12 protein-coding genes and 1 tRNA gene are annotated in these 15,428 nt (G+C 43.3%); 4 read left to right on the forward strand and 9 right to left on the reverse strand.

Annotated features, from left to right (window positions below; genetic code table 11):
* Positions 1-105: 105 nt before the first annotated feature.
* From HNQ46_RS07700 to recJ, 4 genes are all read right to left on the reverse strand, one after another.
* Entirely contained in the window at positions 106-1,053 is a 948-nt protein-coding gene (locus tag HNQ46_RS07700) for an alpha-hydroxy-acid oxidizing protein (protein ID WP_207720002.1), read from the reverse strand.
* A gap of 139 nt (positions 1,054-1,192) precedes the next feature.
* A complete protein-coding gene (locus HNQ46_RS07705) occupies positions 1,193-2,137 on the reverse strand; it encodes an AEC family transporter (RefSeq protein WP_183684169.1) in 945 nt (314 codons plus the stop codon).
* A 569-nt stretch (positions 2,138-2,706) separates the two neighbouring features.
* Positions 2,707-3,963, reverse strand: coding sequence for a serine hydroxymethyltransferase (gene glyA / locus HNQ46_RS07710; RefSeq protein WP_279287716.1), 1,257 nt, complete (start codon positions 3,961-3,963; stop codon positions 2,707-2,709).
* Between the two features lie 28 nt (positions 3,964-3,991).
* Positions 3,992-5,707 carry a single-stranded-DNA-specific exonuclease RecJ gene (gene recJ / locus HNQ46_RS07715; protein WP_183684170.1) on the reverse strand — a complete coding sequence of 572 codons (1,716 nt, stop codon included), beginning with the start codon at positions 5,705-5,707 and terminating at the stop codon, positions 3,992-3,994.
* A 374-nt stretch (positions 5,708-6,081) separates the two neighbouring features.
* Between recJ and HNQ46_RS07720 the strand changes: the two genes are divergently transcribed.
* Positions 6,082-6,993, forward strand: coding sequence for a CPBP family intramembrane glutamic endopeptidase (locus HNQ46_RS07720; protein WP_183684171.1), 912 nt, complete (start codon positions 6,082-6,084; stop codon positions 6,991-6,993).
* A gap of 187 nt (positions 6,994-7,180) precedes the next feature.
* Here the strand turns inward: HNQ46_RS07720 and HNQ46_RS07725 are convergent, their stop codons facing one another.
* Positions 7,181-8,830, reverse strand: a complete 1,650-nt coding sequence (locus HNQ46_RS07725; protein WP_183684172.1) for a helicase HerA-like domain-containing protein — start codon at positions 8,828-8,830, stop codon at positions 7,181-7,183.
* Positions 8,831-8,963: 133 nt separating this feature from the next.
* Between HNQ46_RS07725 and HNQ46_RS07730 the strand changes: the two genes are divergently transcribed.
* A complete protein-coding gene (locus tag HNQ46_RS07730) occupies positions 8,964-9,425 on the forward strand; it encodes an RrF2 family transcriptional regulator (protein ID WP_183684173.1) in 462 nt (153 codons plus the stop codon).
* A 54-nt stretch (positions 9,426-9,479) separates the two neighbouring features.
* Here HNQ46_RS07730 and HNQ46_RS07735 read toward each other — a convergent pair.
* A tRNA-Arg gene (locus HNQ46_RS07735) sits at positions 9,480-9,553 on the reverse strand.
* Between the two features lie 56 nt (positions 9,554-9,609).
* The gene (locus tag HNQ46_RS07740) at positions 9,610-10,878 is read right to left on the reverse strand and encodes a bacterial transcriptional activator domain-containing protein (RefSeq protein WP_183684174.1); all 1,269 of its coding nucleotides are present in this window, start codon (positions 10,876-10,878) and stop codon (positions 9,610-9,612) included.
* 145 nt (positions 10,879-11,023) lie between these two features.
* Here HNQ46_RS07740 and HNQ46_RS07745 point away from each other — a divergent pair, with 145 nt between their 5' ends.
* Together HNQ46_RS07745 and HNQ46_RS07750 are read left to right on the forward strand one after the other, a co-directional pair.
* Positions 11,024-11,710 (forward strand): response regulator transcription factor, encoded by a 687-nt coding sequence (locus HNQ46_RS07745; RefSeq protein ID WP_183684175.1) that lies wholly within the window; start codon positions 11,024-11,026, stop codon positions 11,708-11,710.
* Positions 11,711-11,769: 59 nt separating this feature from the next.
* Positions 11,770-13,125: a sensor histidine kinase gene (locus HNQ46_RS07750; protein WP_183684176.1), complete on the forward strand. Its 1,356-nt coding sequence runs from the start codon at positions 11,770-11,772 to the stop codon at positions 13,123-13,125.
* A 261-nt stretch (positions 13,126-13,386) separates the two neighbouring features.
* On the opposite strand, the gene HNQ46_RS07755 is transcribed toward HNQ46_RS07750, so the two are convergent.
* The gene (locus tag HNQ46_RS07755; protein WP_183684177.1) at positions 13,387-14,394 is read right to left on the reverse strand and encodes an asparaginase; all 1,008 of its coding nucleotides are present in this window, start codon (positions 14,392-14,394) and stop codon (positions 13,387-13,389) included.
* 21 nt (positions 14,395-14,415) lie between these two features.
* Positions 14,416-15,411, reverse strand: a complete 996-nt coding sequence (locus HNQ46_RS07760; protein WP_183684178.1) for an NAD(+) diphosphatase — start codon at positions 15,409-15,411, stop codon at positions 14,416-14,418.
* Positions 15,412-15,428 lie beyond the last annotated feature (17 nt).

The raw sequence follows: 15,428 nt of genomic DNA on the forward strand, positions 1-15,428 counted from the left end.
GGAAATTTCCATTTCTCTTTTTCGCTGATCTATTTAGAGAATTTTTATTTCCCGTTTTAGTTTTTCATACCAAAGCTATTTGATTGCTTCCCGTTCTTCTCCTTATTAGCAAAGATACAAAACACCGGCATCAAAGGAATCGCAGTCCTTCACTCCGGTATACATCATCATTTCCCGAAGTTCCTCCTGCATATTTTCTACCTTGGAAATCACTCCCTCTGCCCCATGGGAAAGAAGGGGTTGCAGAATTCCCCGACCTACGGAAACCGCATCCGCTCCTAAGGCCAAAGCCTTATAGGCATCATAGCCGGTATCCATGCTGCAATCCACGAAAATCTGCATCTTACTATCCTGTAAAGCTTCCTTGATTTTCGGTAAAATCTGTAGAGGAGCAATTCCGAAGGGAAGTCTGCCGTGATGGTGAGAAACTACTATGGCGGCACAGCCTGCTTCCTTTGCCTTCAGTGCATCCTGAACGGAAAGCACGCCCTTTACCACAAAGGGTAGCTTGGCATAGGCTACAAAGTCCGCTAAATCCTTGCTAAACACCGGCCCCATAGGAATTCCGTCTACCACATCATAGAATCCGTCTGTTCCCGGCACATGGTCAATGTCGATTCCCACCGCTACGGAGCCATGTTCTACAGCATAGTCTATCTCTTCCCGTATTCTTCCATGATCCGCAAATGGCTTGATAATCCGTACTGTATCGGGATTTTGGGCAACAATCTTTCCATAATCTTCATTGTCTTCCATACCTACCCAGTTAAGGGCATTTAATTCCTTCGCCGCTGAGGCATACTCCTCCATAGGGGTTCTTCCATTTTCCAGTACCTTGTTCAAGTGGGAAAATGCCGGCATCATAATGGGAGAGGCATATTTCTTTCCAAAAATCTCCTTCTCCAAGGTGACCTCTGTACTGTCTATCACCCGCATTTCCACATGAATCCGATCCAAATAGGCTCTGTTGTATCGGTTGGCATCCTCTGCATTTCCACTGGTCACCGGAATAACTCCCGGTCTTCCCGGCCATGGGCTATTGTTCATTTCCATAAAAATCTCCTTTCAAAATCACTAAGTATAACAGTATACATTTACCCGGCTTGCATAAGAAAGCTTTTCCACTCTTCAAGGATATCCTTTTTGCTTTTAGAACTCTCTATTCTTTCTCTTAAGCAGTGTCCTCCAAGCTTTAAACTATCGGGTAGAATAAAACCAAAAGGGCATAGGCGGCAAGCGCAATCAGTAAAAATAAGGAAATAAAGGCGGAAACGAATTCCTCCTGCTCCTCCTTTTGTAAAAGTCCTTTAATTTGTAAAGGTACAGGAAATCCTGTAGGACAAAGAAAGTACAGAATGACACCGAAGGAAAAAATTCGATTCTGCATTTGCTCCTTAAAAAGCAGGAAGAACAGCAGAATGATGCTTCCGCAGAACAAAAGACGGATTCCTGCCAAAGTAAATAAAGACGCTAAAAATCCTTTGTGCAGCTTCATGCTATAGCCAAGGCTAAACAAAATCAGAGAGCCGATGGGGACGGTCAACGCTTCCATGGTATTGTCAAAAACAGCCTTTAGACCTGTATTTTGCATAAGGACTTGATGCAAACCGCTGGTATTCATGCATACTCCGAAAAGCACCGCAAGGATAAAGGAGCTGGTAAATATTTTCCTGGCAAAGGGCAAAAGCTTCCGTTCTCCTATACTTTTATTCATTAAAATCAGGGGCACAAAGATAAAGTTAATCAGGATTCCCGCGATATCAAAGGGAATTAAATTGGCCGTATAGCTCTTCCCCACCACGCTGATATACAAAGGCAGCGCCACTGCCCCGCCTTCGCAGGTTAAGCACAGGAAGGGGGCAATCTCTTGAAAGTCTCCCGGTAAAAGCTTGGAAAGTTGTCCTCCCAGAAAGTAAACCAGCATCCAGATAAAAATCAAGAAAATGATTTCTAAAAATACGCCCTTTTCCAGATTTGTTTCCACCATAACCTGATAAATTAGGAAAGGAAACAAGATATCCAGCGCAATTCGCTTTGCTCCCTCATTTTGTTCGTGGCTAATCCAAGCTCTTCTTCTGGCGTGACCTCCCAAAAATAGCAGGAAGAATACCGGAAATATCACAGAAACCGCTGCCATTTTCCCTCCTTGTTTTATAAAAGCCCAAAGGCTCTTGTTTTCGTTCCATTGAAAATTTCCAGCCTATCATATGCTTTACATTAAAAAAATGCAAGTAATCAGAAAGAGACTTTAAAAAGAAAAAAGATTTCTACGCAATACAGGTCTGATAAGGGGCACGCTTTCGCTAAGCTCGCCTTAGTAGTGTAGGACTGTATAATGATAAAAGGCTATGCTTCGAAGCTGTATGGATATGAAATCGGGCACGCTCCCGCTAACCTCGCCACGTAGCGGATACTAAGCGAAAAACACAGTACCTGTGTTTTTCGCAAGTACCGACGGGCTCAGATTGCCCTCTTTCATATCCATACAGCTTCCGTCGCTTTGGCTTTGAATTTCTACAGTTCTTCTTTTCGAAGGCTTGCTACATGCTCAGATTACCCCTATATCAGACCTGTAGAGCGTAGAAATCCACTAAAAAGTTTTGTTTTTTAAAGTCCTTTTGATAATGATGTAAAAAAAATGAAGAGCCGCTGCATAACGGCTCTTCGTATGAATTGCTTTCTTTATTTTTTTAAAGTAAAGCTGTATTACTTTCCTTCATAAATAGGATGTGCATCGGTTAATGCTTTCACTCTTCTTGCTACTTCTTCCTTGCTGCTTTCGAAGTCTGTAGCTACCTTGTAAAGGCATTCTGCAATTTCCTTCATATCCTCTTCTTTAAAACCGCGGACAGTAACCGCGGGAGTTCCGATTCTTACACCGGAGGTTAAGAATGGAGAACGGGGATCATTGGGAATTGCATTCTTATTTAGTGTGATGTGCACTTCATCACAAGCATTCTGCAGGAACTTTCCGGTAACATCCTGGAAGTTGGTTAAATCCACCAGCATTAAGTGGTTCTCCGTTCCGCCGGATACCAGCTGGAATCCCTTGTCCAGCATAGCTGCAGCCAATGCCTTCGCATTCTTCGCTACCTGCTGCTGATATTCTTTATACTCCGGCTTTAAAGCTTCCCCAAAGCAAACTGCCTTAGACGCAATTACGTGCTCTAAAGGTCCGCCCTGCACACCGGGGAATACGAACTTATTGAAGTTGTACTTCTCTGCTACTTCTTTACTGGATAAAATCAAACCGCCACGAGGTCCTCTTAAAGTCTTATGGGTGGTTGTGGTAGTAACATGAGCATAAGGAATCGGGCTTGGATGCACGCCTGCTGCAACGAGACCTGCAATATGCGCCATATCTACAAAAAGGATTGCGCCGCAAGCATCGGCAATCTCACGGAAACGCTTAAAGTCAATGACTCTTGGATATGCGGAGGCACCGGCAATAATCATCTTTGGCTTTTCTTTTAAAGCAATCTCCATTACCGCATCATAGTCAATATAGCCTTCTTTGGTAATTCCATAAGGAATGATATTATAGTAAAGTCCCGAGAAGTTTACGGGTGAACCATGGGTTAAATGTCCGCCGGCATCCAAACTCATACCCATAATCTTGTCTCCGGGCTTACAGATTGCCATGGTAACTGCCATATTGGCCTGTGCACCGGAGTGGGGTTGAACGTTTGCATATTCACAATGGAATAATTCTTTAGCTCTTTCGATAGCAATAGCTTCTACTACGTCTACAGCTTCACAGCCTCCGTAATAACGCTTTCCGGGATATCCCTCCGCATACTTGTTGGTTAATACGGTTCCCATAGCCAACATTGCAGTAGTGGAAACAATATTCTCAGAAGCAATCAACTCGATGTTGTTTTGCTGTCTTTCATACTCTTCCCAGATTCCCTTCCCCACCTCAGGGTCATGTTCTTGAATAAAATTCATGATTTCTTTGATCATTCACGCCTCCTTTTCATCTGAATATTCCTTAATCCTCTTGCCAAAAATACTCAGAAACCACCACTTGAAGTTGCTTTATGTTGTTGTACACCTGAATCTTTGGATAGTATAACAGATTAAATCTATTTCGACTAGATTTTTTGTTCAAAAATTTTTCTCCGTCCTCAAAGAGTACTCCCTCCACTCGTATACCTTGTTCATCTTCCAAATATAATTTGATGGCATTTTTGTTTTTTCCCACAATTTTATAATCCTTTAGCAAAACATTCTTTTGAGCAAAGGCAGGCTTTTCATTGCCTCTTCCGAAGGGTTCCAAGCGGGACAAAGAACGAACAAAGTCCTCTTTTAGATAGGAGAAAGGTAGGACCACATCAATCCAGACCTTCTCCTCCAAATCCTCTGCCTGAAGCTTTGCATTTTGCAGGAGAGCCTTCTTTAGTATAGAAACATTTTCCCTTGCAACGGAAAATCCGGCAGCCATGGGATGACCTCCGAAGCGTAGCAGCAGTTCCTTTTGTTCCTCCAGGCGTTCCGCCATAGGATAGCCGGGAATGGAACGTCCGGAGGCTTTACAACTTCCGTCTTCCCCATTGGTGAGGATGAAGCAGGGACGATAATAGGCTTCTCGGATTCGTCCCGCCACAATTCCGGCAAGACTTTCATGTAAATCGGGAAGCACCAAAAATAGCAGCGGCACATCTCCTTCCTGTTCCGCCAGCGCCTTCGCTTCGTCCACCCCTTTTTTCGTCATTTCCTTTCGTTCTTCATTTAAAACCAGTAAGTGCGCCGCCTTTTCCTCTGCCTTCCCCTCATCCTCCTCCAGGAAAAGAGAAAGCGCCAGCATCGCACTTTCCAAGCGACCTCCCGCATTGATGCAGGGGCCGATTTGAAAACCAAGAGTATAGGAGGAAATTTCCTGCTCCGGCAAAATATGGCACTGCTTTAGAAGGGCCTGCATTCCGATATTTTGAGTCTTTTGCAAATGGCTCAGGCAATACTTTACGATAACTCGATTTTCTTTTTGTAGAGGCATTACATCACAAACCGTGGCAATGCCGGCAAAGCAGGCCAATTCTTCCAAAAGATCTAAGCCCTTCTGCCGTTTTTCCAAAAGCATTTTCATAAGGAGATAGCAAACCATGGCTCCGCAAATTTCTTCATTAGGATACTTACTGCCCTCTCTTTTGGGATTCACCACGGCAAAAGCTTCCGGAATCCTTTTCTTTCCGTCCTCATCTCTTCGTAAATCATGATGATCCGTAAGCAATACATCCATACCGTAGGCTTTTGCTTTCTCCATGGCGGAAAATGCGGAAATACCATTGTCACAGGTAATCAGAAGGGAAATCTCCTCTGCCTTTGCTTCCTCGATAATCTGCTCGTTAATTCCGTAGCCATCTAAAATTCTATGGGGAATTACCACGGAAAGCTGCTCTTTGGAGAAAAAAAGGGAAAGTGCCTTAGCCAATATGGTGGAGGCACAAACGCCGTCCACATCATAGTCTCCCACAATCCGAACTTTTTCTCCCTCTTTTATGGCTCGCTCCAGACGATTTAAAAAACGAATACTGTCCGGCAAGAAAAGAGGAGAGGGAATCTCTTCTCCCTCTAAAAAATTCCGCATTTCTTCTTCTGTTGTTAAATCTCGATTCCGAAGAATGCGAACCAAAACCGGATCCAGAGATAATTTCTCTCCCAACTCCTGAAAATCTGCCTTTTTACCGTATACATACCACTTTTTCATTTTTTCCTTCTTTATTAAATCTTATTTTGCCGATGCATCTCATTATGAAACTTTATGCTGTTCCAAATCCTTAAATTAATTTGCGGAAGTATTATTTTTCTTGTATAGTAGAAAAGTCCTGGCTCTGCTTTATTCTTATTTTCCAACTTCCATCGAGAGTTTTTATTGTATCGCTATTCGGAAGAAAAGAACAGAAGAAAGATAAGAAGCAACGATATAAGAAGTAACAATACAAGAAGCAACAATACAAGAAGCAACAATACAAGAAGCAACAATATAAGGAGCCGCCAAAAGGATTTATAGAAGTAAAAGGAAGTAAAAGAACCTAGAAAAATTGGAAGAATTTAAATTACACAAATAGAAATGGAGATATAATGAATTTATTAGAAATCAAAAGAGATTTAAATAAGAGCGCCTTAGCCCTTTTGTTATATGTATTGTCTGTACAGATATTAGCTGTACTTTTAGTGCTGCTTCTGCCTTTAACCAAGATTCCTTTACTATCCGATCAATACATCTGCATGGTCATTTCCGTTATTATCAGCTATTGTCTTTTGGACAATATCTTTCCTAAAGAAACAGTCGCAGAGCCAAACCCGGAAAAACCAAGCTTTAGTGTCCTGTCTTTTCTGCATTATTTTATGCTTTTCCAAGCCGCCCAGTGGATAGGAGGAATCATCAATATCCCGATTATAACGCTCTTTACCAAGCTTGGATTAAACTTATCTTTTTCCGAAGAAGCGGCAAGAGGGGGGAGCCTGACGAATGCTCCTATGCTGTTTTATACGATTTTGGTGGCTCCCCTTATGGAAGAACTGGTTTTTCGCGGAATCTTTTATCGTCGTTTCCGTTCCTACGGAAAATATTTTGCAGCTTTCTACACCGCATTTTTCTTTGCTTTAATGCACAGCAATTTCCTGCAATTTGCACCGGCCTTCAGTATGGGAATGATTCTCTTCTTCATTAGAGACCGTCACGGCCTTCCCTATTCCATCCTGTTGCATTTCAGTAATAACCTCTTGGCTATTGTGGTAAATAATCTCTCTCAGGATTCAACTTTGATTCAAGGAATCTATGGCGGTTTTTTACTGGCAGGCATGTTTTATGGCATTTATTTTGTTCTCAAAAACAGAACGCATTTTGCAGAAGATTACCAGTACGAAAAAGAACACTCCCTTTCCTTAAAGCAATTCTTTTCCTCTCCCCTCTTATGGGTCGATATCATCCTGATGGTGGCACTAGCCTGTGTCAGCCTCTTCGTCCCCATGGATGCAGGAGCGATGTAAAAATAAACTATTATAGCTTTTTATGCATATAGGTCCGGAATAAGGGGTAATCTGAGCCCGTGGGTACTTGCAAAAAACAAATGAAATGCGTTTTTTGCTTAGTACCCCTACGAGGCGAAGTTAGCGAGAGCGTGCCCCTGTTCCGGACCTATACTGCATAAAAATAGCTAATTTTTTACATCCCTCCTTATTTCCCAAAGAGGGTTTCCAGGATGCCTCTTCCAAAGGCAGCACCGATATTTCCTCCCAATCGTCTTCCCAAGCCTTTTCCAAAGACGGATTTTCCGATGCCGGAGCCGATTTCTCGGCCGATGGAACCGGAAACGGAGCGTCCCACTGATTTCATTACGGTCTTTTGCTTGGATCTTTCTTTTTCCGTTTCCCGTTCCTGACGAAGGCGTTCCTTTTCTTCTTCCTTTTCCTTAAGCCTTTGGGCTTTTTCTTCTTCTTTCTCCTGCTTGGCTCTTTCCTTTTCCTCCGCCTTTTCCTGAAGAAGACGATTTTTCTCTGCTTCTTTTTCTTCTAATTCCTTTTGGAAACGCTCCTGCTCTTCCTTTCCCTTTCTGTGCAGGAATTCATAAGCAGAATCCCGGTCCACAGCCTCTCCGTAACGAATATACAAGGTGGAGGCTTTAACGGCCTTATCCTGCTCCTCAGGGCTTGCCTCTCCCAGATAAGACTGGGGCGGGAAAATCTTAGCCTTTTCCACTATAGCAGGGCTTCCATCTTCCTCTAAGCAGGAAATCAAAGCCTCTCCTGTCCCCAGATTCTCCAGTACCTCTTCGGAGGAAAATGCCGGATTCTCTCGGAAGCTGTCTGCTGCCGCACGAATTTTCTTACGTTCTGCCGGAGTATAGGCTCTTAAGCCATGCTGAATCTTATTTCCGCACTGAGCCAAGATGGCGTCCGGGATATCCGAAGGACTTTGGGTAATGTAATAAATTCCTACCCCCTTGCTTCGAATCAAACGAGTGATTTGATTTAATTTATCCAATAAGGCCTTAGGTGCATCATCAAAGAGAAGATGGGCTTCATCAAAGAAAAAGACAAAGCGGGGCTTCTCCAAATCCCCAACCTCCGGAAGCAGTTCATAAAGCTCCGATAAAAGGTAAAGCAGGAAGGTGGAATACAGCTTCGGCTCTCCCATAATTTTCTTAGCATTAAAAAGATGAATAATCCCCTGCCCCTTCTCATTTTGCCGGAAGAAATCCTTTACATCCAAGGCAGGCTCTCCAAAAAATTCCTTTCCTCCCGCCTCTTCCATGGCTACTACGGAACGGATTAAGGCATTTAAGCTTTGAGTAGGCAAATTCCCAAAGGAAGCACTGTATTCCTTGCTGTTTTCCGCCACATACTGCAATACGGAACGTAGATCCTTGGTATCAATCAGTAAAAGCCCTTCTTCGTCCGCAATCCTAAAGACCACGCGCAAAATATCGCTCTGCACATCCGTACAATTCAGTACTCGGCTTAAGAGCAATGGTCCCATCTCCGAAATCGTGCAACGCAAGGGAATCCCTTCCTCCTTCGAAAGAGCAAAAAGCTCCACAGGGAAGCCCTGATAACGGAATTCCTCTTCTGTAAGCTTGCATTCTTCTCTTCTCTTTTCAATTCCTTCGGAAGCTTCTCCCGGCTTTAGTAAACCGGATAAATCTCCCTTTACATCCGAGACAAAAACCGGAATTCCCAGGGAAGAAAACTTTTCCGCTAAAACTTTTAGGCTTACCGTCTTACCTGTTCCCGTTGCACCGGCTATAAATCCGTGACGATTAATTTTATCGGAAAGAATAGAAATTCTTTTTCCTTCTTCAGTTATGGCGAAATCAATTTTAGACATAGGCTCTCCTTCTTATTGAATCATTAATGCCATTTTACCCGAAAAGCACATTCTTGAACATTGCTTTTTTTAATAAACTTGTCAAAACTCCCAGTACTATGCTAGGATATAAAAAAGCCATGGAGGAAAAAATATGATGATTTCAACCAAAGGCCGTTACGCCTTAAGTACACTGATAGATATTGCTGAACAGGAAAAAAAGGGAAATCCTGTTTCCATCAAGGAAGTAGCGGAACGGCAGGGAATTTCCGTAAAATATTTAGAGCAGATTATAGCCCTGATGGTGAAGGGAGGCTTTTTAAAAAGTGTCCGGGGAGCCAAGGGGGGATATCTTCTTTTAAAGGAAGCAAAGGATATTTCTGTGGGAGATATTTTAGATGCTGCAGAGGGAACCCTCTCCCCTGTGGATTGTGTGAAGGAGGGAAGTAATTGCGAAAGGTCTGCCAGCTGTCCCACCTTCCCCTTATATAAGGAAATCGACGAAGCCATTTATGCCGTAGTGAACCGCTATAGCTTGGAGGATTTACTGCAATGCAATTCCAAAGGGAAGCTGGAGCATTGTCCGAGTAAAAACGAGATACCGCACACTACGTGAGCGATACTCGTTAAGAATTAAAAAAAGACGATGAAGAAATTCATCGTCTTTTTCTGCGTGCGACAGGATTCGAACCCACGACCTTCTGGTCCGTAGCCAGACGCTCTATCCAGCTGAGCTACGCACGCTTGCGAAACGCAAGGAATATCATAGCAAAGCTTCATTTTCCTGTCAAGCACTTCTTCTAAATCTCATCCATTGCACCGTTTCTCTCCAAGATTCCGGGAATCTCTGCAAGAGATACGATACGATAACGGAACTCTGCACGAGAGCCTGCCAGCTCCTTTAATCTTCTGGAGATTCTCTGGTAAATGATGGCACAGTCTTCTCTCTTGGTTCCGATCAGAAGAATCAGGTACTGGGAGGAAGAATACTTGGTGTAAACGTCTCCCTTTCTTAAGCCTTCGGATAAGGACTGCTGTAAAATCTCAGCACGGGTGTTCAGCTTATCCTGATTCTGGATGGGCTTTCCTTCATAATCCACCAAGGTGCAAAGCATCATAAAGATGGAAGAGCCTCTTCTTTCCAAATTTCGTCTAAGTACATGATAAACGTCAATAAAGCTGGTGAAGGGGCAAAGGTAAGCGCCAATCTTCCTGGTTCCCATCTCGCTCTTCAGCTTCTCGTCCTTACGAACAATATTGGCCTGAATCTGACGGATATCGTCGGTTACTACACGAACATTGTCGGAAAGTCTTTCGTAGCAAGCCCGTAAAGCATCGGGAATGGGTACTTCCAACTCGTCCTGATAGTAGTGAGCGCACTTCATGTATAAATCGTATGCGGTCTTATAATCCTTCTTCAGAATCAGAGCATCAATCATCTCGATCTGCCATCCGTTGTCCGGATAGATTTTATTGGCCTGATCGTACATCATGAAAAGCTCTTCGTATTCCTGATGCTCACGGTAATAAGCCCCTAAGAATTCAATCACTTCATCATAAAGGCGCTTTAGGCGAACGCTCTCCAAGATTACCCAGTAATCCGTAGCAAACTCCGGCAACAATTCACCCTTGTATATCTTAAAAGCCTTCTGATAGTAAGACAACTTCTTACTCTCTTCCTTACTGTTCTTCGCCTTTAAGCAAATGTCTTCGAATTCCTGCACATCCATGACGTAATCATACTCAGGAAGATACTCCGGAGCATAGATTCCTCTTTTTCCGTCAATAATCTTCTTTCCGGGCATCCCCGCCTTCTTCAACTGGGTTCTCGCCTGGTGGAGCAGGTTATTCAAGCTGTTATTTTCATCCAAAAGGGACTTATGACCGAATATTCCATCAATCAAATCTCTTTTGGAAATGCCCCCCAGCCCTCTTAAGAGGACAATTTCGGTGAGCTTTAGGAAATTGGCTTTATTGTTATTTCCTAAGTCTAATTGCTTATCTCCAATGTAAAGAGAAAAGCCACCCAGCATCTCTACATAAATTCTACTTTTCTTTTTCGCTTCCATAATCGTCCTTTATCAAAAATACCATTTGTTCCTGCCTATTTTAAGATTTTTTTTATCGCTTGTAAAGCTTTAAAAGGATAAATATTTTGGCTTTTTTCAATATTTCCTGTATTATACTAGGAAAAACGAAAAAAAGGAGACTCCTATGCGAATTTTATTAGTAGAAGACGAGAAAATTCTATCCAAGAGCATTAAAATGATTTTGGAGCGGGCGGAGTATGAAGTGGACACGGCGTATGACGGGGAAGAGGCTTTGGAGTATGCCAAAACCGCCATTTACGATTTAATGATTTTGGATGTGATGATGCCCAAGCTGAACGGTTATCAGGTAGCCAGACAGCTGCGTAAAGAAAAAAATGGTCTGCCTATTCTGATGCTTACCGCCAAAAGTCAGCTGGAGGATCGTATCGAAGGCTTGGAGGGGGGTGCTGACTACTATCTCACCAAGCCCTTTGACAAAAGAGAGCTCTTGGCCTGCATCTCCGCCTTATTGCGAAGACAGGGGCAGGAAGTAAACAGCTTAAGCTTCGGAGATTTAAGCCTGGAACTGGATAGTAAAGATCTTTCTTCCGGAGCTCATAGTCTGAAGCTGTCCAAAAAGGAATTTGAACTGATGCGTATGCTTTTACAAGGAAAAAATCAAATTCTAAGTAAGGAGCAGATTCTCCAAAAAGTCTGGGGCTATGACAGTGACGCGGTGGAAAACCATGTGGAGGTTTATGTGGGATTTCTTCGGAAAAAGCTTCGACTTTTGGAAAGTACTGTAAGCATCCAAAGCCGTAGAGGTCTGGGATATTTTCTGGCGGAGCAGGAAGAAAGCAAGAAGGAGTAAAAAAGACTTGTCAGATTTTTGGAAAAAAACGCGAATCATGAAAGGATGAAAGGAAGCCCATGAAAAAACAGAAAATTCGTATTATGGTCCTCCTCTTTTTGCTCTTTGCTGTAATGTTGTTGATATTGTCCTTCACCAACTTTAACTACAGTAAAAAAACGTTGGAGGAGCAAATGAATATGGAGCTGGAACAGCTGATATTCCCGGGCTTTAGAAACGGTCATGAGTCTCTCCCCAGCCGTTCCTTTTCCTACGTCATCCTGGAAATTGGAGAGGATAACGAAATCATCAGTCAGCAAAGTTCCCCGGCCTGGGACTATTCCGCCTTTGATTCTCCCCTCTCCGAAAATGGTCCGGAAGGGCAGGATTCGGGTTCTCCTCCGATGAATAAGAAGAGCAAACAAAAGGATGCCCCTTCGGAAACAACTGTAGAAACGAGTTTTTCAAAAACTGCTGGGAACAACAACGAAGAAATCTACACCGATGAAAGTTCCGAAGTGTTAAATACTATCGTAAAGAAGATTCTGAGTAAAAGAAAAAGCTCCGGTACAGTCTATGGTTATAAGCTTCATTACCTTCTTAGAGAAGAAGGGCAAAAAACCTTGATTTTAGGAGATTATCAAAGAGAACTAAGCATACTGAATAAACAAGCCTTTTCCACTGCGCTCTTAGTTTTGGTACTGATTCTGCTTTTCCTTCCTCTGGATTATTTCTTTTCCACCTGGGCCATCCGTCCCAGTGTTCAAGCCATGGAAAAGCAAAAGCAGTTTATTTCCGATGCCGGTCATGAATTAAAAACGCCATTGGCTGTTATCGCCGCTAATCTTTCCCTTCTGGAAGACCAGAATTTAGCTCCGGAAACCGGTGATTTTGTTCAGAACATCGCTGTGATGAGTAAGAAAATGCAGGAATTGGTGGAAAAGCTTTTACAGCTTTCCCGCTTGGAGCAACAGATATTTACCTACGGAGAAATGGATTATTCCCGAAGAGTGGCTGAAATCTGTCTGCAAATGGAAGCTCTGTTTTTTGAAGAGGGAATGGAATTAGCGGTTGACCTAGAACAGAATATTCTCTTAAAGCATGCTATAGAAAGTCAGGTAGAAGAGGTTTTACGAATCTTTTTAGATAACGGACGAAAATACGCGGATAAACCTTCCACCCTCTATGTGAAACTATGTAGAGAAAAAAATTTGGCCGTCCTTTCTGTGGATTCCGCCGGAAGAAGCCTAAGTAAGGAAGAATTTGAAAAGATTTTTGCCCGTTTTACCAGATTGGATGAGGCTAGAAGCCAAAGCGAAAGCTTCGGTTTGGGACTATCCATCGCCAAAGAAATCGCCGGAAACCACAAGGGGAAAATCTATGGCTACGGGAAGAATGGCAGGAATTGTTTTGTCCTTGCCCTCCCTATACAGTAAAGAAAATAGGATGTGAAGTAAGGATTTAACCTTGCTTTCCGACAAAACAGCTTCGCTTGGGGGCACGCTCTCGCTAACTTCGCCTACGCAGGGGTACTAAGCGAAAAACTTCCTTTCGGTCGTTTTTCGCAAGTGCCCGCGGGCTCAGATTGCCCCTGCATCGAAGCTATTTTGCATGAAAGCAAGGGCTACAGAATCTTTTGCTTCACATCCTATTTATTTTTTGCGTAGCGAAAAAAAGGCATGAAAAAGCAATTCCTGCTATTGTACGGCACAGAGAATATCATTGTTTATGGTGGTGTAGAACTCCTTCTTTAGGCTTGGATAGTCCCCTTTGTATTTGCCCATCAGGTACATTAATTTGGTAATGGTGGCTTCCAAGGTCATATCATAGGCTTCCAAAAGCTGGAAGTCTTTTTTGATTTTCTGTCCTACCTGATAGATTTCCATGTTGGAGCCTTCGTTTACCACCTGGGTAGCCATGACAATGATTTTTCCTTTTTTCTGCCACTTCTCCATTTCCTTATAAAAGACTTCCTGCATACTTTCCGGAATACCGCCTACGCCGAAGCTTTCCATGACGATGCAATCATAATTTTCAAAGAGGTAGGAAAGCATTTCCGCTCTGGTACCGGGAATCAGCTTTAAAACACAGATGGAATCTTCCAAATCCAAATGGAATTCCACCGCCTCTCTCAGGGGCAGGTAGGGGATATATCGAATGATTCTGCCGTCCTGCATTCTGGCCAAGGTAGGGAAATTCACACTTTGGAAGGCATGGAAGGAACGGGCCATCATTTTCTTCGCTCTGGTACCGGAAATCACATTGCCATTGAAGAGGAGAACCACATTTTCCGAATACGGATCACAGGCATAACGCACGCTGTCCAGAAGATTCATCTTGGCATCGGTACTGTCCTGATTGATAGGCTTTTGGGAGCCGGTAATGACAATAGGCTTTCTGGAATACTGCACCATATAGCTTAACGCCGCAGAGGTATAAGCCATGGTATCCGTGCCATGCAAAACCACAAATCCGTCATAACGGTCATAGTTTTTTTGAATACAAGCCCCCATTTCCCGCCAAATCTTAGGCTGCATATTGGTGGAATCCACATTGCAAAGCTGGACAATGGAAAGCTCGGCAATTTTCTGCAGCTCCGGTACAAAGGCAATGATTTCCTCTGCACTAAGAGCCGGACTTAGTCCCTCCTCCGTTTGCTTGGAGGCTATCGTTCCTCCTGTGGCAATTAGCAATACCTTTTTCACCCGTTTCTCCTTCCGTGTAATTCAAACTTTTCCTTCTTTAAAAGTCCGCATCATCTCATTGGTTAAGCTGAAATCATTTCCCTGGAGCTCCACCTCATCTCGGCTTAGCCAGACCGCCTCGGAAAGCTCTTCCTCATCTCGAATAATCTGAACCTCTCCCGTTGTCGTAAAAGAAGTCTTTTCCTCATCCACTTTTGCAAAATATCCCAGGAGCAAGTCGTCCGCCATTCCCCAGGGCTGGGATTTATAATACTTTAGCTCCTTAATGGGAACACCGGTTTCTTCCATGGCTTCCCGAATCGCCGCTTCTTCCGCAGTCTCGCCAATCTCGATAAAGCCTGCCACAAGGGCGGGCAGATAACTTAATCTGTTAGCATATCTTGTGCAAAGGATTTTATCCTTATGAATGATTCCCACAATAACCGCCGGCATAATCTTCGGATAGAAGACCTCCTGACAGTTGGGACAACGCATTGCCCGTTCTCTTTGATCCTTCTCCATCTTTGTACCGCAGACGCCACAATAACGGTGCTTTTGGTAAAAATGAAAGAGATGCATCCCTGTATTGGCTAAAAACAGCAGTGACTTTGGTCCCTTAAACTCCCGACGCAATTCTTCCAAGGAAAGATATTCTCCGAATTCCACGATATCTTTCAGCAGATAATAGTCTTGTCCGTCCAAAGAAAAAAGATAGGTAAAGAACTTTCTCCAATCATTTCCCATGGCCTGCTGCTCTCCCTTTCGGGATAAGGCATTTTCCTGTACTTCCTCTTTTTCCTTGGGAAAGGAGGACAAATACTCTTTGATTTTATAAAAGGAAAAACCCTCTCCCTCCGGACATCTTAGGCTTAAACCGTCTCCACTCATGATAGCATCTGAAGGATCCACCTTCTTTCCCGACTCTCTTCTAACCAACACCGACTTTCCCGAAAAGGAAAGGAAATAGTCCTCTTTCCCGGGCTTTTTTTCAGGGTGATATTGATTTTGAAAATGATGTTGTCCCAGGTCTTGAATCATCCGGCTTTATCCTTTCT

Source organism: Oribacterium sinus, assembly GCF_014202695.1.
Taxonomy (GTDB): domain Bacteria; phylum Bacillota; class Clostridia; order Lachnospirales; family Lachnospiraceae; genus Oribacterium; species Oribacterium sinus.

Excerpts from the sequence above, each read along its gene's own strand:
- HNQ46_RS07740 (WP_183684174.1), bottom strand. The coding sequence starts at position 10,878 with ATGGAAGCGAAAAAGAAAAGTAGAATTTATGTAGAGATGCTGGGTGGC.
- recJ (WP_183684170.1), bottom strand. The coding sequence starts at position 5,707 with ATGAAAAAGTGGTATGTATACGGTAAAAAGGCAGATTTTCAGGAGTTG.
- HNQ46_RS07760 (WP_183684178.1), bottom strand. The coding sequence starts at position 15,411 with ATGATTCAAGACCTGGGACAACATCATTTTCAAAATCAATATCACCCT.
- HNQ46_RS07730 (WP_183684173.1), top strand. The coding sequence starts at position 8,964 with ATGATGATTTCAACCAAAGGCCGTTACGCCTTAAGTACACTGATAGAT.
- glyA (WP_279287716.1), bottom strand. The coding sequence starts at position 3,963 with ATGATCAAAGAAATCATGAATTTTATTCAAGAACATGACCCTGAGGTG.
- HNQ46_RS07700 (WP_207720002.1), bottom strand. The coding sequence starts at position 1,053 with ATGGAAATGAACAATAGCCCATGGCCGGGAAGACCGGGAGTTATTCCG.
- HNQ46_RS07745 (WP_183684175.1), top strand. The coding sequence starts at position 11,024 with ATGCGAATTTTATTAGTAGAAGACGAGAAAATTCTATCCAAGAGCATT.
- HNQ46_RS07720 (WP_183684171.1), top strand. The coding sequence starts at position 6,082 with ATGAATTTATTAGAAATCAAAAGAGATTTAAATAAGAGCGCCTTAGCC.
- HNQ46_RS07725 (WP_183684172.1), bottom strand. The coding sequence starts at position 8,830 with ATGTCTAAAATTGATTTCGCCATAACTGAAGAAGGAAAAAGAATTTCT.
- HNQ46_RS07705 (WP_183684169.1), bottom strand. The coding sequence starts at position 2,137 with ATGGCAGCGGTTTCTGTGATATTTCCGGTATTCTTCCTGCTATTTTTG.
- HNQ46_RS07750 (WP_183684176.1), top strand. The coding sequence starts at position 11,770 with ATGAAAAAACAGAAAATTCGTATTATGGTCCTCCTCTTTTTGCTCTTT.